Annotated in this window: 13 protein-coding genes; 3 read left to right on the forward strand and 10 right to left on the reverse strand. The window is 70.1% G+C overall.

Annotation, left to right across the window (positions count from 1 at the left end; translation table 11 throughout):
• Positions 1–225 precede the first annotated feature (225 nt).
• The 4 genes from ACFU5K_RS01845 to rplU form a co-directional block, all read right to left on the reverse strand.
• Positions 226–1683 carry an SDR family NAD(P)-dependent oxidoreductase gene (locus ACFU5K_RS01845; RefSeq protein WP_384055655.1) on the reverse strand — a complete coding sequence of 486 codons (1458 nt, stop codon included), beginning with the start codon at positions 1681–1683 and terminating at the stop codon, positions 226–228.
• 486 nt (positions 1684–2169) lie between these two features.
• Complete coding sequence (gene obgE / locus ACFU5K_RS01850; RefSeq protein ID WP_384055372.1) at positions 2170–3606, reverse strand: GTPase ObgE; 1437 nt, start codon at positions 3604–3606, stop codon at positions 2170–2172.
• A gap of 141 nt (positions 3607–3747) precedes the next feature.
• Entirely contained in the window at positions 3748–4005 is a 258-nt protein-coding gene (gene rpmA / locus ACFU5K_RS01855) for a 50S ribosomal protein L27 (protein ID WP_014045902.1), read from the reverse strand.
• A gap of 14 nt (positions 4006–4019) precedes the next feature.
• Positions 4020–4340 (reverse strand): 50S ribosomal protein L21, encoded by a 321-nt coding sequence (gene rplU / locus ACFU5K_RS01860; protein ID WP_018551604.1) that lies wholly within the window; start codon positions 4338–4340, stop codon positions 4020–4022.
• 352 nt (positions 4341–4692) lie between these two features.
• Here rplU and ACFU5K_RS01865 point away from each other — a divergent pair, with 352 nt between their 5' ends.
• The 3 genes from ACFU5K_RS01865 to wecB all read left to right on the forward strand — a co-directional run bounded on the left by ACFU5K_RS01865 (position 4693) and on the right by wecB (position 7682).
• Positions 4693–5295: an acyltransferase gene (locus ACFU5K_RS01865; protein ID WP_384055375.1), complete on the forward strand. Its 603-nt coding sequence runs from the start codon at positions 4693–4695 to the stop codon at positions 5293–5295.
• Positions 5296–5394: 99 nt separating this feature from the next.
• Entirely contained in the window at positions 5395–6591 is a 1197-nt protein-coding gene (locus ACFU5K_RS01870) for an acyltransferase family protein (RefSeq protein ID WP_384055378.1), read from the forward strand.
• A complete protein-coding gene (gene wecB / locus ACFU5K_RS01875; RefSeq protein ID WP_384055381.1) occupies positions 6588–7682 on the forward strand; it encodes a non-hydrolyzing UDP-N-acetylglucosamine 2-epimerase in 1095 nt (364 codons plus the stop codon). The genes ACFU5K_RS01870 and wecB overlap by 4 nt, the downstream gene beginning before the upstream one ends.
• Before the next feature lie 128 nt (positions 7683–7810).
• On the opposite strand, the gene ACFU5K_RS01880 is transcribed toward wecB, so the two are convergent.
• From ACFU5K_RS01880 to ACFU5K_RS01905, 6 genes are all read right to left on the reverse strand, one after another.
• Positions 7811–9364, reverse strand: coding sequence for a glycosyltransferase family 4 protein (locus ACFU5K_RS01880; protein WP_384055384.1), 1554 nt, complete (start codon positions 9362–9364; stop codon positions 7811–7813).
• 28 nt (positions 9365–9392) lie between these two features.
• On the reverse strand, positions 9393–10676 hold the full coding sequence (locus tag ACFU5K_RS01885; RefSeq protein ID WP_384055386.1) for a nucleotide sugar dehydrogenase: 1284 nt from the start codon (positions 10674–10676) through the stop codon (positions 9393–9395).
• Positions 10673–12301 carry a glycosyltransferase family 2 protein gene (locus ACFU5K_RS01890; protein ID WP_384055389.1) on the reverse strand — a complete coding sequence of 543 codons (1629 nt, stop codon included), beginning with the start codon at positions 12299–12301 and terminating at the stop codon, positions 10673–10675. Before ACFU5K_RS01890 ends, ACFU5K_RS01885 begins: the two co-directional genes overlap by 4 nt.
• Positions 12298–13326, reverse strand: coding sequence for a Gfo/Idh/MocA family protein (locus tag ACFU5K_RS01895; RefSeq protein ID WP_384055392.1), 1029 nt, complete (start codon positions 13324–13326; stop codon positions 12298–12300). The genes ACFU5K_RS01890 and ACFU5K_RS01895 overlap by 4 nt, the downstream gene beginning before the upstream one ends.
• Complete coding sequence (locus tag ACFU5K_RS01900) at positions 13323–14441, reverse strand: DegT/DnrJ/EryC1/StrS family aminotransferase (protein ID WP_384055395.1); 1119 nt, start codon at positions 14439–14441, stop codon at positions 13323–13325. Before ACFU5K_RS01900 ends, ACFU5K_RS01895 begins: the two co-directional genes overlap by 4 nt.
• A gap of 330 nt (positions 14442–14771) precedes the next feature.
• Positions 14772–18890 carry an Rne/Rng family ribonuclease gene (locus ACFU5K_RS01905; protein WP_384055398.1) on the reverse strand — a complete coding sequence of 1373 codons (4119 nt, stop codon included), beginning with the start codon at positions 18888–18890 and terminating at the stop codon, positions 14772–14774.
• Positions 18891–19054: the final 164 nt, after the last annotated feature.

Genomic DNA, 19054 nt, shown 5'->3' on the forward strand with positions numbered 1-19054 from the left:
ACGCAGGGATAACCCAGCGTCATCAGTATTGCCGCCGCCAGTTCTGACCGGCTGCCCACACGGGCCAGGCGAATGGCTGTCGAAATCACGAAGAACCTGCTCCAGGGGGTGCCGGTTGTTTCACGTATAGAGGGAATTGTGAAGGTGCGGCTTCACGCAGTCGGGCCTCTGTACACGCCGTTCGGCGTGTACAGAGGCCCGTAAAAGTCCATTTGTCAAGAATTATTACACATCTTCCTGACGGTCCAGAACCGAGGCCAGCGCCTGCTCGAACCCCGACGCCTCGGAAACGTCAGCCGTCGGGTCCTGCTGCCGTACGTCGATGACGTGGCCCGTCATCGCGGACAGAAGCACGTCGAGCGACGTGCGCGCCACGGCCTCGGAGGAGAGCAGCGAGCCCTCCGGCTCCTGGCCGAACGCCTTGGTGCGCATGGGGGTCGCGGTGCGCTCCGGGTTCACACAGTTCACCCTGACGCCGTCGCCGGCCCACTCGTCGGCGAGTGCCTGCGTGAGGTTCACCATCGCGGCCTTGGTGGAGGAGTAGAGGCTGTACTCGGCGCGGCCCCGGGTGTAGCTGCTGGAGGTGTAGAGCAACAGCTGGCCCTTGGTCTCCGCCAGGTACTTGTACGACGCGCGCGCGATCTGCACGGGGGCCAGGTAATTGACGTTCAGTGCTTCCTGGATCGTCGTGTTGTCCGTCTCGGCCAGCTTGCCGATGCGCAGGACGCCCGCGGTGTTGATGACGTAGTCGATGCGGCCGGTCTCCGCGTAGGCCTTGGACAGCGCGTCGTCGATGTGTTCCGGGTTCTCCACGTGCGTGCCGGTGGTGGAGCGGCCCAGCGCGTACACCTTGGCACCGTACTGCTCGGCCAGCCTGCCGATGTCGGCGCCGATGCCGTACGAACCACCGAAGACGACCAGGGTCTTGCCCGAGAGCAGCTCACGGTACGCGGCCTCGTCGGCCTGGCGGGGGGCAGCGGTGGAGGCGAGCTGGAACAGCTTGTCGGTGATGAAGACGTCGACCGGCTGCGTCACCTTCATGTTGTACTCGTCGCCCGCGACGACGTAGATCGGCACGTCGGGGAGGTAGCGCAGGACAACCGAACAGTCGTCTGTGGCCTGGAAGTTCGGGTCGCCGGCCGCGACGTCGTACGCCTTGCGGATCGTGGACAGCTTGAACGCCTGCGGGGTCTGACCGCGGCGCAGCCGGGAACGGTCCGGGACCTCGGTGATGAACTCGCCGTCCTCGCCGTGGGTGCGGGTGACGATGATCGTGTCCGCGGACGGAATGGCGACATCGACGGCCTGGTAGCGGCCGAGGGCCTGGACACAGTCCTTGATGACGCGCTGCGACAGCAGCGGACGGACCGCGTCGTGGAAGAGGACGTTGCGGTCCTCGCCCTCCGCGAGCCCTTCACCGAGGGCCTTGATGGCGCGCTCGGTGGTCTCGTTCCGGGTGCTGCCACCCTCGATGATCTTGCTGACCTTGGTCAGGCCGGCCTTCGCGACGATCTTCTCGACCTCCGGCACGAAGCCCGGCGCCATCAGCACGATGACATCGTCGATGTCCTCGGCGTTCTCGAAGATGCTGAGCGTGTGCTCGATGACTGCCTTACCGGCGATCTTCAGCAGCTGCTTGGGGATCGCCAGTCCCACGCGCTGACCGGTCCCGCCGGCCAGCACGACAGCTGTGGTCCGGGGCTTGGCTTCATGCGGCACAGAAGACACAGACGACCTACCTTGCGACGACGCGGGGGACAGTGTGATGGTCGCACTCTCCGTGACCGTCTCGCAAGACGGACGTTTACGGCTGCTCGCCCCTGGGAAACCCGCAGTTCACCGCCTGGCCAGGGCGATTGGCCCCTCCCGGGCCCGCACCCCGAGTGACGGACTCCACAGACGTGTTACGCAATCCGCACATCGTCGGTCCCCGTACCGCCCGCTACCTGGCATTTCTCTGTGAAAGCGGCCGCTCCCGCGAGCTGCGGGAGCGGCCGGAACACTGTCTAGTGCCGCGACCGGCAATGTTTGCCCGGTAGGAGCGTCGTCCGGTGCGTGCGATCGCAAGGCGGCCGGAAGTCCTTGTAGCGGAGCTACCAGGGCTTTTGGCCAACGCAGCGAGCGTGCGTGCTGGGCGGCGCGACGGGGCAAAGCTTGCCGGGAGGGGCACTAGAAGGGGTCGAACTGGTCGTACTCGCGCTGAGCGTCGTCCCGGTCCGACTCGCGCTCACGGCGGCGCTGGGCGGCGGGGCGCGGAGCTTCCAGGCGGTGGTCCTCGCCCCGACGGCCGAGCATCTCGGCGCCGGCGGCCATGGTCGGCTCCCAGTCGAAGACGACCGAGTTCTCCTCGGCACCGATGGCAACGCCGTCGCCGGCCTGGGCACCCGCCTTGCGGAGTGCGTCCTCGACACCGAGACGGTTGAGCCGGTCGGCGAGGTAGCCGACGGCCTCGTCGTTGTTGAAGTCGGTCTGACGGATCCAGCGCTCGGGCTTCTCGCCGCGCACGCGGTAGATGCCGTCCTCGTCCAGGGTGACCGTGAAGCCGGCGTCGTCGACAGCCTTGGGGCGGATGACGACCCGGGTCGACTCCTCCTTGGGCTTGCTGGCACGCGCATCTGCGATGATCCCGGCAAGGGCGTAACTGAGGTCGTTGAGGCCCTTGTGGGCGATGGCCGAGACCTCGAAGACGCGGTATCCGCGGGCCTCCAGGTCCGGGCGGATCATGTCGGCGAGGTCCTGGCCGTCCGGGATGTCGACCTTGTTGAGGGCGACGATGCGCGGCCGGTTCTCCAGGCCGCCGTACAGCCGGAGCTCCTCCTCGATCATGTCGAGGTCGGAGACGGGGTCACGGTCCGATTCCAGCGTGGCGGTGTCCAGGACGTGCACGAGGACGGAGCAGCGCTCGACGTGCCGCAGGAACTCCAGGCCGAGGCCCTTGCCCTGGCTGGCGCCCGGGATGAGCCCCGGGACGTCGGCGATGGTGTAGACGGTCGAGCCCGCGGTGACGACGCCGAGGTTGGGGACGAGCGTCGTGAACGGGTAGTCCGCGATCTTCGGCTTGGCCGCGGAGAGCACCGAGATCAGCGAGGACTTCCCGGCGCTCGGATAACCGACGAGCGCGACGTCGGCGACGGTCTTGAGCTCCAGGACAATGTCCCGGCTCTCCCCCGGCTCGCCGAGCAGCGCGAAGCCGGGCGCCTTGCGGCGGGCCGAGGCCAGCGCCGCGTTGCCGAGGCCGCCGCGGCCGCCCTGGCACGCCACGAAGGTCGTCCCCTGCCCGACGAGGTCCGCGAGGACGTTGCCGGCCTTGTCGAGGACGACGGTGCCGTCCGGGACGGGCAGCACGAGGTCCTGGCCGTCCTTGCCGGAGCGGTTGTCACCGGCGCCGGGCTGGCCGTTCGTGGCCTTGCGGTGAGGGTGGTGGTGGTAGTCCAGCAGCGTGGTCACGGCCTGCTCGACGACGAGGATCACATCGCCGCCGCGCCCGCCGTTGCCCCCGTCGGGGCCTCCGAGCGGCTTGAACTTCTCACGGTGTACGGAGGCCACGCCGTGGCCTCCGTTACCCGCGGCGGCATGCAGCTCGACGCGGTCCACGAAGGTGGTCATGGGTGGGTGCCTCCTGGTACTGCGGAAAAATACGGGAATGTCTCTTGACGTAACGCGCCGAGGGCGGACCCGCTTCCCCGTCTACCGGGAAAGCTGAGATCCGCCCTCGGAAGGTGCTGTGTCGTTCGGTCGTCGCCTGACTCAGGCAGCGACGGGAACGATGTTCACGACCTTGCGGCCACGGTGCGTACCGAACTCCACCGCACCGGCGGTCAGCGCGAACAGCGTGTCGTCGCCGCCACGGCCGACGCCCGTGCCCGGGTGGAAGTGGGTACCGCGCTGGCGGACCAGGATCTCACCGGCGTTGACGGCCTGACCGCCGAAGCGCTTCACGCCGAGCCGCTGAGCATTGGAATCGCGCCCGTTCCGAGTGGAGGATGCGCCCTTCTTATGTGCCATGTCTCCTCAGTCCCTTACTTCGCAGCCGCGGGGATACCGGTGACCTTGATCGCCGTGTACTGCTGGCGGTGGCCCTGGCGACGGCGGTAACCCGTCTTGTTCTTGTAGCGAAGGATGTCGATCTTCGCGCCCTTGTGGTGGTCCACGATCTCGGCCTGGACCTTGATGCCGTCCAGCACCCAGGGGTCGCTGGTCACGGCGTCGCCGTCGACAACGAGCAGGGTCGAGAGCTCGACCGTGTCGCCAACCTTGGCGGTGGGAATCTTGTCAACCTCAACGATGTCGCCGACAGCAACCTTGTGCTGGCGACCACCGCTGCGCACGATGGCGTACACGCGGATCTCTCTCTCACTCGGGACGGATCCCCTGATGCCAGCCGCCCGCATGGGCCGGGGCCCACGACAGTCCGGAAGGATGAGCGGCCTCCCCCGGGGACGGATCACCGGGAGGGATGTGCTCAGGGGGTAGGCGCACAGAACGACGCCGAGGGTCAAGGCTACGCGGCGGGGTCCGGGGGGTCAAACCGGGTCCTGTGCGAACGGGAGGGACCCTCGCCCCCCGGTTGAACGGAGCTGGGCGGCCGGACCCCCTGCGTAGCCGCTCCTTCGTCCCTGCCCGCACACGGCAGCCGGGCCGTCGAACTCGTATGCTCTCCTGGCAAGTCCGCCCGCCAGGAAGGCACAGCACGTGAACTACAGGGTCCAGCCCAGCGCCCAGGTCGACGAGACCGCCGAGATCGGGGACGGCAGCAGCGTGTGGGAGCTCGCCCAGGTCCGCGAGGGCGCCAAGCTCGGCGAGGGCTGCGTGATCGGCCGCGGTGCGTACGTCGGCACCGGCGTGCAGATCGGTAACAACGTCAAGCTGCAGAACTACGCCCTGGTGTACGAACCGGCCGAGCTGGGCGACGGCGTCTTCGTGGGTCCCGCCGTGGTCCTCACCAACGACCACAACCCGCGCTCCGTCGACCCCGAGGGCAAGCAGAAGCGCGGCGGCGACTGGGAGGCCGTGGGCGTGAAGGTCGCCGAGGGCGCCTCGCTCGGCGCGCGCTCGGTGTGTGTCGCCCCCGTACGGATCGGCCGCTGGGCCATGGTCGCGGCCGGCGCGGTGGTGACCAAGGACGTCCCGGACTTCGGCCTGGTCGTGGGCGTGCCTGCCCGCAGGGTCGGCTGGGTGGGCCGCAGCGGCGTCAAGCTCGTCGAGCGGACCGACGAGCCGGGTGTCTGGGAGTGCCCGCAGACGGGCGCGCTGCACGAGGAGCACGACGGTGTTCTCGCAGAGCGGGCGGTCTGATTCGGTGGCACGCCGTTACCGCGGACCGGACGTACCTGCGCTGTCGCGGAATTCACTGCCGGCGCCCTCCCTGCCCGGCCGAAGAAAGTGGTGACCCCGGTGCCGGCGGAACGAGTACCGAGCGTCGGCACGCGCGACCGGCTGGCCTCACTCACCGGGCTGCGTTTCTGGGCCGCCCTGGCCGTCGTCCTCTACCACCTGTCCCGCCAGACCGGGACGCTCCCCTGGATCAGTGACGTCACCTGGTACGGCCGCAGCGGGGTCACCTTCTTCTTCGTACTGTCGGGCTTCGTCCTGGCCTGGACGTACGACGGCAAGACCGTTCCCGCAGTGGTCTTCCTCTGGCGGCGGTTCGCCAGGATCTGGCCTCTGCTGGCCGTCTCGACCGCGGTCTCCGTCCTGGTGTGGCACGTGCTGGGGACGGACATCTCGCTCAGGGGCGTCGCCGCCACCCTGGGGCTCGTCAACTCCTGGATGCCCGGGCGGGAGTACCTCGTCGGTGGCAACCCCGCCGCTTGGTCACTCAGTGACGAGGCCTGGTTCTATCTGCTCTTCCCCGTCCTGCTGGTACTGCCCTTCATGCGAACGGCACGAGGCCGGCGGAACAGTGCCGTGGTCCTCTCCGTCGCCTGCGTGGCCGCCTGGCTGGCCGGGGCCATGATCGCCGAGCCGGCGATCCGCCTCTGGGCCCTGGACTACTTCCCGCCCACCCGCACCCTGCAGTTCGTCCTCGGTGTGACTGCCGGTCTCGCCGTGAAGCGCGGGTGGCGTCCACCGGTCGGCCTCGGCGCTGCCGTCGCCCTGGTCGTGGCGTGGCACGTGGCGCTCGTGCCGTGGTCCCGGGCCGTACCCGACACCCTCTGGTACAGCCCGTACAGCGCCTCCCAGATGCTGTCGGCGCCCCTCTTCGCCCTGCTGGTGGCAGCCGCGGCCACAGCTGACCTGGACGGACGGCGGACCTGCCTCGCCGGTCCCTGGATGGTCCGGCTCGGACACTGGTCCTTCGCCTGGTACCTCTTCCACGAGATCGTGATCAGGGCGGCGGTGGGAGGAGTCGGCAGACCCGACACATGGGGCGAGACCGCGGCGCTCTGGCTGACCGTCCTGGCGGTGAGCCTTACGGTCGCCGCCATTGCCTACCATGGCGTGGAACATCCGCTCGAACGTCTGCTTCGGCGCAACGGCCCGGGCGGCGCCAACCGTCCGCCCGCGTCCCGCAGGCCGAGGACGGACGCAGCAGGACATCCGGACCCGAGCCCGCCAAGACCCATGACTGAGAAGAAGAGTATTCAATGAAAGTCATCAGCATCGTCGGTGCCCGTCCGCAGCTGGTAAAGCTGGCGCCTGTGGCAGCAGCGTTCGCCCAGACCGACCACCAGCACGTCATCGTCCACACAGGGCAGCACTACGACGCGGACCTTTCGGACGTCTTCTTCTCCGGACTGGGCATCCCCGACCCGGATGTGCACCTGGGTGTCGGTTCCGGCAGCCACGGCGTGCAGACCGGGTCCGTGCTCTCCGCCCTCGACCCGGTGCTCGACGCCGAGCAGCCCGACTGGGTCCTGGTGTACGGCGACACGAACTCGACGATCGCGGGGGCGCTCTCGGCGGTCAAGCAGCATCTGCCCGTCGCCCACCTGGAGGCGGGGCTCCGGTCGTTCAACCGCCGGATGCCCGAGGAGCACAACCGTGTGCTCACCGACCACTGTGCGGATCTCCTACTGGCTCCCACCGAGGAGGCCATGCGTCATCTGGCCGACGAGGGTTTGGCGGAGCGCGCCGAGCTGGCCGGCGACGTGATGGTCGACATCTGCCTGCGCATCCGGGACTCGGTGCTGGCGGGCGAGCACCCCGCCCCGGCGCTGCCCGAGGGCATCGACCCCGCACAGCCGTTCCTGCTGGCCACCCTGCACCGTCCGGACAACACCGACGATCCGGCCCGGCTGGCCGCCATCGTGGAGGCGCTGGCCGGGCTGCCGCTGCCGGTGGCCCTGCTCGCGCACCCGCGTCTGACGGCGCGCGCGGAGCAGCACGGCATCGACCTGGCCCAGGGCTCGGTCCACGTGGGGCGCCCTCTTCCGTACGCGGGGCTGGTCGCCGCGGTGCTGGCCTCCTCCGGCGTGGTGACCGACTCGGGCGGCCTCCAGAAGGAGGCGTTCCTCCTGGACCGTGTCTGCACCACTATCCGTCCGGAGACAGAGTGGGTGGAGACCCTGGAAGACGGGTGGAACCACCTGGTGCCCAACCCGCAGGACATGGCTCCCGCCGAGTGGGCCGCGCTGGCGACCCGCCGCGCACCGGAGGCTCCGCACGGCGCTCCGTACGGCGACGGTACCGCCGCGCAGCGTGTGGTCAAACTGATGGAGCAGGCCCTTCCCAAGGGCTGATCCCGCTCCGCAGAAGCACGAAGGGCTCACCCGCCTCGCGCGGGTGAGCCCTTCGGCGTCGCGGTATCAAGTCGTACGGGGTCAGGCAGGCCGCCGGGCAGAACGTATCGTCCGGACCGGCGGCGCGGTCAGGCGAGGTCCTTCAGCAGTCGCTCGTAGAGGAGAACGTACTTCTCCGCCTGGGCTTCCCAGCTCCACTCGTCAAGCATGCCGCTGCGGTCGTACGGCTTCGTGTAGCGGGCCCGGTCGTTGAGGACCATCCCTACGGCCCTGGCCAGGTCCTTGGCGTCCTCGGAACGGAAGATCTCGCCGTTGCCGACGCGGGTGACCTCGTCCGACATGGCCTTGACATCGCTGACGACCACCGGCAGCCGAGCCTGCATGAACTCGAAGAACTTCGTGCTCAGCGCGACCTCGTGGTTGACGGGACCCTTGCGCAGCGGGTGGATGCCCACGTCCGCGGTGGACAGGAAGCTCACCAGGACGTCGTACGGAACGTACGGCATCAGGTGGATCCGGTCGGACACGCCCAGGTCGGCGGCGAGAGCCCGCAAGGAGTTCACATAGTCGCCGTCGAGGTTGTTGATCATGAAGGCCGCGTGGACCCCCGGGGAGTACTGCAGCGACTCCACGATCGTGTGCAGGCAGCGCTGCGGCGCGGCTCCGCCGCAGTACACCGAGAGCGGGGTGTCCGGCCCCAGCCCGCAGGCCTGGCGGACGTCCTTCGCCCCTTCGGGCGTGGTCCAGCCAGTCCCGTCGTCCGCGCCGGGTACGAGCTTGGGCGGAGCGTTGAGCGTGACGATCGGGCGCTCCGACAGGCCGTGCGCGGTCTCCAGCATCTCGGCGAGCGCGGGAGACACGGTCACGATCGCGTCGACGTAGCCGATGTGCTCACGCTCGTAGGCGACCTGCGAGGCCAGCCACTTCTTCGAGCGGTTGGCCTGCGCGAGACCGGGCACGAACTCGTGCGCGTCGTAGATGACCCGCACGTTGCGTCCCGCCCTGCGTGCCCGCACCGCGGCCCGGGCCGCGACGCCGATCATGCGGAAGTCGTGCGCGTGGATCAGGTCCGGCTGCAGCTCCTCGATCTTGTCCCGGTAGCTGAGCTCGTAACGGAGCGGCAGGGGGTCCAGACGCCGCCAGGCGCGGTCCCCCATCGTGGTGCTCCAGAAACGTCGCTCCACCTCTTCCCAGGCGCCGTCCTTGTCACCCCAGTTCGCAGTGCGGTGCTTCGTCTGCTGAACCCGGGCCTTGATCGTGCCGCGCCGCAGCCTTCCCGCGGTGCGCTGCGCGACCAACGGCAGCTGGGCGGTTCGCGGGCGCCGGGCGATACCGGTGCGCGCCCCGTCACCCGCGGTGCTCATCTCGAGCTCGGCCCAGTCGACCTTGATGCTCCGGGACATGAGCAGCGCCTGGTCCTGGTTCTTGTAGGACAAGGGGTAACGGAGTTTGGACACCCGCCTGCGGAGGGTGGGGCGGGGAGGGAGACGCTTCAGAGACAGCCGGTGGATCTGGGCCTCACCGATCGGGTACATGTCGGGACCCGATGCGGGGGCACGCCCGATGAGGTGCACCTCCCAGCCCGCGTCCGCCATGGCCCGTGCACTCTTCTGAACCCGTGAGTCACCGTCGATGGTGTTGTCGACGAGCATCACAACTCGTCCGGGGCGACTTCCTGACATGTCTTTGGTTCCTCTGCTGTTCTGCATTTCAGCCGCCGATGACGACGCGGCGTACGCCGGCCCAGTTGGCCGGGTCCGTCGTGCGGCGCCCGTCGACCAGGACACGGACGTCCGGCAGGTCGGAGGCGGCCAGTTCGCGGTATTCGGCGTGGTCCGCCTGCAGGATCGCGGCGGTGACGGCCTGGCCCTCGTGCGGCACGAGGCCGTGCGCGGTCAGTTCGTCGGCGGTGTACATGGGGTCCGAGACGAACGGCACCGCGCCGCGCGCCTTGAGGGCCTCAACGACTCCGAAGACGCCGGAGAAGGCGGTCTCCTTCACGCCACCACGGTAGGCGGCGCCCAGCACGAGGACCCCGACGCCGTCCAGGTCGCCGTAGGCGGCGGCCAGCAGGTCGACGGAGTACTCGGGCATCGCGGCGTTGGCCTCACGGGCCGAGCGCACGACCGTCGCCTCCGGGTCGTTCCACAGGTACATCCGCGGGTAGATCGGGATGCAGTGACCGCCGACGGCGATACCCGGCTGGTGGATGTGGCTGTACGGCTGGCTGTTGCAGGCCTCGATGACCTTCTTGACGTCGATGTCGTTCTTGTCGGCGAACCGGGCGAACTGGTTGGCCAGACCGATGTTGACGTCGCGGTAGGTGGTCTCGGCGAGCTTGGCGAGCTCGGAGGCCTCCGCCGTGCCCAGGTCCCAGACACCGTTCGGCCGCGGCAGGTCCTCGCGGTCGTCGAAGTCAAGCACGGCCTCGTAGAACTCCACGCCCCGCTGCGCGGACGCCTCGTCGATACCGCCGACGAGCTTGGGGTAGCGGCGCAGGTCGGCAAAGACGCGGCCGGTCAGCACCCGCTCAGGCGAGAAGACCAGGTGGAAGTCGCGCCCCGGGGTGAGCCCCGAACCCTCCGCGAGCATCGGCGCCCAGCGGGTACGCGTGGTGCCGACCGGCAGCGTGGTCTCGTAGCTGACGAGGGTGCCGGGCTTCAGACCCGCGGCGATGGCCTTCGTCGCCGAATCCATCCACCCGAAGTCCGGGGTGCCCTCGGCGTCCACAAACAGCGGGACGACGACCACGACGGCGTCGGACGCGGCGACCGCAGCCGTGGTGTCCGTCGTCGCGGAGAGCAGGCCGGCGCCCACGGTCTCCTTGAGCTTGACGTCCAGGTCGTACTCGCCGGGGAACGGCTCGGTGGCAGCGTTGACCAGCTCGACGACCTTCTCGTTGACGTCCGCGCCGATGACCTTGTGGCCCTTGGCTGCGAACTGCACGGCGAGCGGAAGGCCGATCTTGCCGAGCGCGACTACACAGATGTTCATCGGTTTACTTTCCTCTTCAGCCTGGACAGCTTGCGGCGCAGGCGCCTGAATACACCGGACTTGGTCTCCCACAGAGGAGCCGTCGTGATGACGACGCGCCCCTTGGGATTCACGTTGGCCGCCACGCGGTACGGGACGCCCCGCCCCCATCGACGCGCCAGGGGCATCGGCAGCCCGCCGGACTTCACGGGGATCTCATAGGTCGAGCCCGCCAGTTCGGCATAGACGCGGACCCCGCGCTTGGCGTTGACCTGCTCGATCGGGATGCGAGCGGTGAGCCGTGTCCTCGTACCGTCCTGCACGAGCTCTCTGCCGAACTCACCGACGGATCGCGTTCGTCGCGCTTCGGCGGAAAGCCGACGGGCCCCGGGCTTGTCCGCGCCCTTCGGCATCGCGCCCTTCGCCAGGGCGACCGTCGCGGCAGACGTGTCCCCCACGATACCGAGCCGCACCGACAGCACGAGCGACAGCTGTGCGCCCCCCTGCTCCCACTCGACCGACTCCAGCTCCGTGTGCTTCGCGAGCCGGCCCGCCACTCCCTCGTCCAGCACCTCGTAGAAACGGTCGGGCAGCCCGACCGCAGAGTCCCGGAAGCCCGGGTAGGCCGCGAAGGCCCGGCCGTCCTCCAGCAGGAAGGGTGGAGCGCCGTGCTCGGCTTCGTCCCTGAGCGCGCGGCAGAGTTCGTCGACGGCGCCGCGCTGGGCGAGACCGAAGCGGACCCGCCGGGTGACACCCGTTCCGTCGCGCAGACCGTCCGTGAAGTACTCGTCCAAGAGCGCGCCGATGCCCTCGCACACCTGGCGTTGGGTTGCGGGATCGAGCGTGAGGAAGTCCGCCAGCAGAAGCTTGGAGAGCTCCCACTCGAAATGACGCTTGAACACTGCGTCGCGGTCCGGCCCCGGAGCGATCAGGCCGGCCGTGTGCTTCATGATCTTCTCGGTGCAGCGGAGCCGCGCCAGGTGATCGGCCCTGTAGGTGATGTTACTGGCGTCCCCCCGCTTCACCGCGTAGTAGTACGTGTAATCGGCGAGGACGGAAATCTTCCGGGCCCGGACGCACGCCTCGATCGTGAACGGCTGGTCGCTTCCGACCGGAAGGTCCTCCGGGAAGCGGAGGTGGTGCTCCTCCACCAGTTCACGGCGGAACAACTTGGTGTTCGCCAGCGTGTAGGGCAGGGCCGAGTCGTACAGGCTGATGTCCGGGGCTGTCGCGGCGTAGAGCTTCTGGTGGACGTAACGGCCGTTCGTCCCCACCATCTTGCCCACGACCACGTCGGAACCGTGCTCGTCCGCGCACGCCACCATGCGTTCCAGTGCCTCTGGGCCGAGGTAGTCATCGGAGCCGATGAAGTACACGTAACGGCCGGTCGCCAGGTCCAGCGCACGGTTGCTCGGCGCCGCCGGACCGCCCGAGTTCTCCTGGTGGATCACCCTGACGGTGTCCGGATACTTCGCGGCGAAGCGGTCGAGTTCCTTGCCGCTCTCATCGGTCGATCCGTCGTCCACGGCGATGACTTCGAGCCGGTCCGTGCCGATGCTCTGCCCCACGAGCGAGTTGAGGCACTCGGTGAGGTACGGCATCGTATTGAAAACGGCTACGACGACGGTGACATCGGGTTCGGTCAATTCGCCACGACCTCGGGCAACGTCTCTCTGTCATCCAGGCGCACGGAACGCCCGGTCGATGCCGATTCCAGAACGGCTGCCGCCACCTCGACCGTACGCAACCCCTGCCGCAGCGTGCAGATGTCGGCCGACTGGCCCAGCACGGCGTCCCTGAAGAGCTCGTGCTCGACGAGCAGCGGCTCCCGCTTCGGGATCGCGTAGCGGATCATGTCGCCCTCGGACACCCCGCGGAACGCGCGCAGCGCCTCCCACTCGGTGGTCACCGCTGCGTTCGAGTGGAACGTGAGGTCGGCGGTGAGCGTGTCGGCGATGTAGCAGCCGCGCTCGCCCGTGACCGAGGTGAAGCGCTCCTTGAGCGGGCTCAGCCAGTTGACCAGGTGGTTGACCATGGTGCCGTCGGAGAGCTGGCCCACCGCGGAGACCATGTCCTCGTGCGGGCGGCCGGACTTCGAGACGGTGTGGGCCGCGATCGAGGTGTACGTCTGGCCGGTCACCCAGCCCGTGAGGTCGATGTCGTGGGTGGCGAGGTCCTTGACGACGCCGACGTCCGCGATGCGGTGCGGGAAGGGGCCCTGGCGGCGGGTGACGACCTGGAACACGTCGCCCAGCTCACCTGCCTCCAGGCGGCTGCGCAGGGAACGCAGGGCCGGGTTGCAGCGCTCGATGTGGCCGACGCCGGCGACCAGGCCGCGCGACTCGAAGGCCTCGACGAGGCGGCGGGCGCCCTCGATGGTGTCGGCGAGCGGCTTCTCGATCAGCGCGCACACGCCGGCCTCCGCCAGCTGCAGGCCGACCGACTCGTGCAGCGCGGTGGGGCAGGCCACGACCGCGTAGTCGATGCCGAGGGCGATGAGCTCCTCGACGGTCGACAGCACGGGGGCGCCCTGCGCCCAGCCGTTCTTGTCGCCCATCGGGTCGACGACGCCGACCAGGTCCACGCCTTCGAGCCCGGCGAGCACACGGGCGTGGTGACGCCCCATGGAGCCGAGCCCGACGAGACCGGCCTTCAGGACTGCGGCGCTCACAGGCTCTCCCCCAGTGCGTTCACGGCGTTGGCGATCCGCTCCAGGTCACCCTCGCCGAGCGACGGGTGCACGGGGAGCGACACGACCTCGGCGGCGGCCCGCTCGGTCTCCGGGAGGTCCCAGTTCCGGCCGGCCTTCTGGTCCGGCTCCCAGTACGGCTTGAGCCGGTGGATCGGGGTCGGGTAGTAGACGGCGTTGCCGATGCCCGCCTCGGTGAGTTTGGCCATCGCGGACTCGCGGTCGCCCTGAACCCGGATCGTGTACTGGTGGTAGACGTGGCGGGCGCCGTCGGCGACCGGCGGCGTCGTCACGTTCGGGGCGCTGATGTGCGCGTCGAGGTACGCGGCGTTGGCGCGGCGCTGCTCGGTCCAGCCGCCGACCTTGGCGAGCTGTACGCGGCCGACCGCGGCGGCGACGTCCGTCATCCGCATGTTCGCGCCGACGATCTCGTTGGCGTAACGCTGCTCCATGCCCTGGTTGCGCAGAAGGCGCAGGGTGCGGGCGAGCTCGGCGTCGGCCGTGGTGACCATGCCGCCCTCGAGGGCGTGCATGTTCTTGGTCGGGTAGAAGCTGAACGTTCCGCCTTCGCCGAACGCGCCGACCGGGGTCCCGTTCAGAGCGGCCGCGTGCGCCTGGCACGCGTCTTCGACGACGGCGAGCTTGTGCTTGGCCGCGATGGGCATGAGCTTGTCCATGGCCGCCGGGTGACCGTAGAGGTGCACCGGCATGATGGCGGCCGTGCGCGGAGTGATCGCCGCTTCGACGGCAGCCGGGTCCAGGCCGTAGCTGCCGGGCTCGATGTCGGCGAACACTACGTCGGCGCCGACCAGCCGGACGGCGTTGGCGGAGGCCGCGAAGGAGAACGAAGGGACGATCACCTCGTCGCCCGGGCCGATGCCCAGGGCCAGAAGGAGCATGTGCAGCGCCGAGGTGCCGGAGTTGACGGCGACGCAGTGACGGCCGTCGACCAGCTCCGAGAACCCCTCCTCGAACGCCGCGACCTCCGGCCCCTGCACCACGCGACCGCTGCGCAGCACGCGTACCGCAGCCTCGATCTCTTCTTCACCGATAACCGGGCGGGCAGCAGGAATCGGCTGCTCGTTGATGCTCGTCATGGACGTCCTCCTTGAACACCGCAAGAGCTCTTCACAGGCAGAGGTCCGGGGTGCGGGACGTCCTACGAGGCCGCGCATAACCCCACCGGCACAATGCCGACGCCCCACCGAGGAATCTGGGCCCGGTCTGTCCTGAACCGGGTCGGTCACCGACCGTGACGTCCATCCAGGAACCTCACAGGCAGCGACCGCCGTCACATTATCAGGGATTTCTCAGGCGATTTCAGGCCCGTTGAGCCGCTACTGCATCAGTTCTGAAACAAAGCCCGTGTCCCGCCCCCAATGCTCGGGAGCGGGACACGAATGGCAGTGCAGCCGATCACGAAATACTCAGTCGGCGGTCGGCCCGGAGTCGGCGGGCGAAGCCGAAGCCGTCACCGAAGGCGACGACTGCTCGGCCGCGACGGTCTTCTTCACCGCTGCCTTCTTCGTCGTCGTCTTCTTCGCGGTGGTCTTCTTCGCGACCGTCTTGGCGGCGGCCTTCTTGGGGGCCGCCTTCTTCGCCGTGACCTTCTTGGCCGTCTTGCGCGCAGCCGCCTTCTTGACCGGAGTACCGGATTCCGACACCTCGGCCTCGGGGGCCTCGGGCGTGTCGGAGCCGTCACCGGTGACCACGATGGCCGCGGCTTCTTCGGCGCCCGCCGGTGACCCGGCGGGAGCGGTGGCCTTACGGGTCGCACGGCGGCGCACTCGCGGCGCCGGCGCCTCTGCTTCGGCCGCCTCGTCCGATGGGGCGGGCGCCGGGGCCTTGACGACCGGGTCCTCGACCGCGACGGGGTCCGCCGCGGGCTCGGCCGGGTGCACCGGGGGGGTCACATCGGCCTGCTTCGGCGAGCCTGCGGGAGCGGTCGCCTTGCGCGTCGCCCTGCGACGGGTACGGGCCACAGGTGCGGCCTCCGCCTGGGGGGCCGCCTCCGTCTCGGGGGCCGCAGGTGCCGGGGTCTCGGCCTCGACGGCGGGCTCCGCCTGCGGCTTCTCCTCGGCCACCGGCGCCGGAGTGGGCTCCGCCACCGGGGCGGGAGCGCCGGCCGGAGCCGTGGCCTTACGGGTCGCGCGCCGGCGGCCACGACCGCGTCCCGCTGCCGCCTCGGCCTCGGCGGGGCTGCTGTACAGCTCCTCGTCGGCGACGAACTCCGGCTCGGGCAGCGCCACCGGGGCTGCGACCTCGGCCGCCACCTCGGCTTCGGTCTCGGTCTCGATTTCGCCCGTGTGGTCGGCCTGGTCATGGTCGTGCTCGTGTCCCGCGCCACCGCGACCGCGCTTCTTGGACCGCTTGCCGCCACCGCCTCCACCTGCGGACGCCGGCTGCTCCATGTGGACGATCACACCGCGCCCGTTGCAGTGGACGCAGGTCTCGGAGAAGGACTCCAGCAAACCCTGGCCGACCCGCTTACGCGTCATCTGGACCAGCCCCAGCGAGGTGACCTCGGCGACCTGGTGCTTCGTACGGTCGCGTCCCAGGCACTCCAGCAGACGCCGCAGCACCAGGTCCCGGTTGGACTCCAGCACCATGTCGATGAAGTCGACGACGACGATGCCTCCGAGGTCGCGCAGCCGCAGCTGGCGCACGATCTCCTCGGCCGCCTCCAGGTTGTTCTTGGTGACGGTCTCCTCGAGGTTCCCGCCCTGCCCGGTGAACTTGCCGGTGTTGACGTCGACGACGACCATCGCCTCGGTCTTGTCGATCACCAGCGAACCGCCGCTCGGCAGGTAGACCTTGCGGTCCAGCGCCTTCATCAGCTGCTCGTCGATGCGGTACGTCGCGAAGACGTCGACCTCGGAGGTCCAGCGCGACAGACGGTCCGTCAGGTCCGGTGCCACGTGAGAGACATAGCCGTAGATGGTCTCCCAGGCGTCGTCACCGCTGACGATGACCTTCGAGAAGTCCTCGTTGAAGATGTCCCGGACGACCCGCACCGTCATGTCCGGCTCGCCGTAGAGCAGCGTCGGCGCGTTGGAGCTGCTGGTGTTCTTCGACTTCTTCTGGATCTCTTCCCACTGCTGCTGCAGCCGCTCGACGTCACGGCGCAGCTCGTCCTCGCTCGCGCCCTCGGCGGCGGTGCGCACGATGACACCCGCGTCCTCGGGAACGATCTTCTTCAGGATGGTCTTAAGCCGTGCGCGCTCGGTGTCGGGCAGCTTGCGGCTGATGCCGGTCATCGAGCCCTCGGGCACGTACACCAGGTAGCGTCCGGGCAGCGAGACCTGGCTGGTCAGGCGGGCGCCCTTGTGGCCGATCGGGTCCTTCGTCACCTGGACGAGGACCGACTGGCCGGACTTCAGCGCGGTCTCGATGCGGCGGGGTCCGTGCGCCATGCCGAGCGCCTCGAAGTTGACCTCGCCGGCGTACAGGACGGCGTTGCGTCCCTTGCCGATGTCGACGAAGGCCGCCTCCATGGAGGGCAGGACGTTCTGCACCTTGCCCAGGTAGACGTTGCCGACGTAGCTGGTGGCCTGCTCCTTGTTGACGTAGTGCTCGACGAGCACGTTGTCCTCGAGGACGCCGATCTGGGTGCGCTCGCCGCTCTGGCGGACGACCATCACGCGCTCGACGGCCTCGCGGCGCGCCAGGAACTCGGCCTCGGTGATGATCGGGACGCGGCGACGGCCCTGCTCACGGCCCTCGCGGCGGCGCTGCTTCTTGGCCTCCATGCGGGTCGAGCCCTTGATGGACTGGACCTCGTCGAAGCCGGTGCCGGGCTCGCGCTCGGCCGCTTCCCTGGCACGCCGTTCACGCGGCTCGCGGACCTTGACGACCGTGCGCTCCGGGTCGTCCGTACCGCCGCCCGAGTCCTCGCCGGAGGCGTCCCCACTGCGGCGGCGACGACGGCGACGGCGACGGCTGCTGCTGGAGCCGGAGGAGGACTCGTGATCGTCGTCGTCCTCGTCGTCCTGCGCCTGCTCGTCATCGGCGTGGTCCGCCGAGGCGTCGTCCTGCTCGACGTCGTCCGAGTCGCTGGCCTCACCGCGACGGCGGCGGCGGCCACCGCGACGGCGACGGCGCGAGGGCCGGTCCCCGTACTCGTCCGACTCGTCGCCCTCGTGCTCGGCGTCCGTCTCGGCCTCGTTCTCGTCCTCGACGGGGGCTGCGGCCGGGGCCGCCTGCTCGGCGGGGAGCGTGACCGGGGTCGCGGCAGGCTCGGTCTCGACGGCTTCGCCGCGGCGACGGCGCCGACGGCGCGAACCGCCCTGCGGTGCGGCCTCCGCCGACTCCGCGGGTTCAGCGGCCTTCACCGGCTCCGCCGTGCGGGGCGCGCGCTCCGTGGACTTCTGCTCCTCGGCCTCGTCGCTCTCGTCGTACGCCGGTGCGGAACCCGCGGCAGCCGCTGCGGCGGCCGCCGTCTCGGGGGTCTGGAACATCGGCTCGGCGAACACGGGGGCCTGGAACACGGCCACGGCGGGGCGCGTCGCACGACGCCCCTTGCGGGCCGGCTCCTCGGCCTTGCCCGTGAACTCGGGGCGGCCGGCCGCGGCGGTGGCGCGGCGGCGCTGACGGCCTCGCGGCGCGGCCTCCTCGACCTGCTCGGTCTCGGTGGCCAGTTCCTCGGCCACGGCGGCGGGAAGGCTCTCGGCGTTCTCGGCGGTCGCCTCGGCGACCTCCTCGACGGGCTGCGGGGAGCCGGCCGGGGCGCTCGCCTTACGGGAAGCGCGGCGACGGCCACGCGGCGCCTCGGTGGGCTCGTCGGCCGGAGCGGACTCGGCCGCCGGAGCGGCAACGGGCTCGGCCGGCGCCTCCGCCTGGGAGGTCCGGGCGTCCTGTCCGGCCTCGGCAGTCTGCGGCGCACCGGCCGGAGCCGACGCGCGGCGCCGCGTCCGGCCACGCGGCGCGGCGGCGGGCTCCGCGGTCACGGCCGCTTCGGCGACGGGCTCGTCGGCCTGCGCGGGCTCGTCCTGTGGGACTGTCTCGGCCTGCTGCGGGGCGCCCGCCGGGGCGGTCGCCTTGCGAGTGGCGCGGCGCCGGCCACGCGGGGCCTCGACGACGGGGGCCTCGTCGGCCTCTTCCTCCGCCGGAGTCTCCACGACGGGTTCGGCGACGGTCTCGGCGGCCTGCGGCGCACCGGCCGGAGCCGTGGCCTTGCGGACCGCACGGCGACGCGCGCGGACCGGCGGGGCGGCCTCGGCCGGCTCCTCGGCCTCAGGGGTGGCCGGGGTCTCGACGACGGGTTCGGCGACGGTCTCGACGACCTCGGCGGCCTGCGGCGCACCGGCCGGAGCCGTGGCCTTGCGGACCGCACGGCGACGCGCGCGGACCGGCGGGGCGGTCTCCGCCGGCTCCTCGGGAGCGGCCGCTGCCGGCGTGACCTCCTCGGCGGGGGCCGTACCCGGCGCGCCCGACGGCGGGCCGGCGGGGCGGGAAGCCGCACGGCGCCTGCGGCGCGGCGGCAGCTTGTCCCCGGGGGTGTTGTCTTCGCTGTTTCCGGTCGTGCCGGATTCGTTCTGCTCGTGCATGCGGGCGGTTCTCCCGTCGCGTTCCCGGGCGCCACACCTGATTCCGGTCCGACGCGATTCGCGCGATGTGCGCGGTACCGCCGTCCGGGGCGCGGGCGCCGCACGGGAACTGATGTCTGGCTCGCCGGTTCCGTACGCGCTACGCACGGCCTGGCGAAAGTCTT

The sequence above is a fragment of the Streptomyces sp. NPDC057428 genome, from assembly GCF_042803195.1.
Classification (GTDB): Bacteria; Actinomycetota; Actinomycetes; order Streptomycetales; family Streptomycetaceae; genus Streptomyces.

What these genes read in the sequence shown, in the direction of transcription:
- obgE (WP_384055372.1), bottom strand. Translation starts at nt 3,606, where the DNA reads ATGACCACCTTCGTGGACCGCGTCGAGCTGCATGCCGCCGCGGGTAAC.
- rpmA (WP_014045902.1), bottom strand. Translation starts at nt 4,005, where the DNA reads ATGGCACATAAGAAGGGCGCATCCTCCACTCGGAACGGGCGCGATTCC.
- wecB (WP_384055381.1), top strand. Translation starts at nt 6,588, where the DNA reads ATGAAAGTCATCAGCATCGTCGGTGCCCGTCCGCAGCTGGTAAAGCTG.
- ACFU5K_RS01880 (WP_384055384.1), bottom strand. Translation starts at nt 9,364, where the DNA reads ATGTCAGGAAGTCGCCCCGGACGAGTTGTGATGCTCGTCGACAACACC.
- ACFU5K_RS01885 (WP_384055386.1), bottom strand. Translation starts at nt 10,676, where the DNA reads ATGAACATCTGTGTAGTCGCGCTCGGCAAGATCGGCCTTCCGCTCGCC.
- ACFU5K_RS01900 (WP_384055395.1), bottom strand. Translation starts at nt 14,441, where the DNA reads ATGACGAGCATCAACGAGCAGCCGATTCCTGCTGCCCGCCCGGTTATC.
- ACFU5K_RS01905 (WP_384055398.1), bottom strand. Translation starts at nt 18,890, where the DNA reads ATGCACGAGCAGAACGAATCCGGCACGACCGGAAACAGCGAAGACAAC.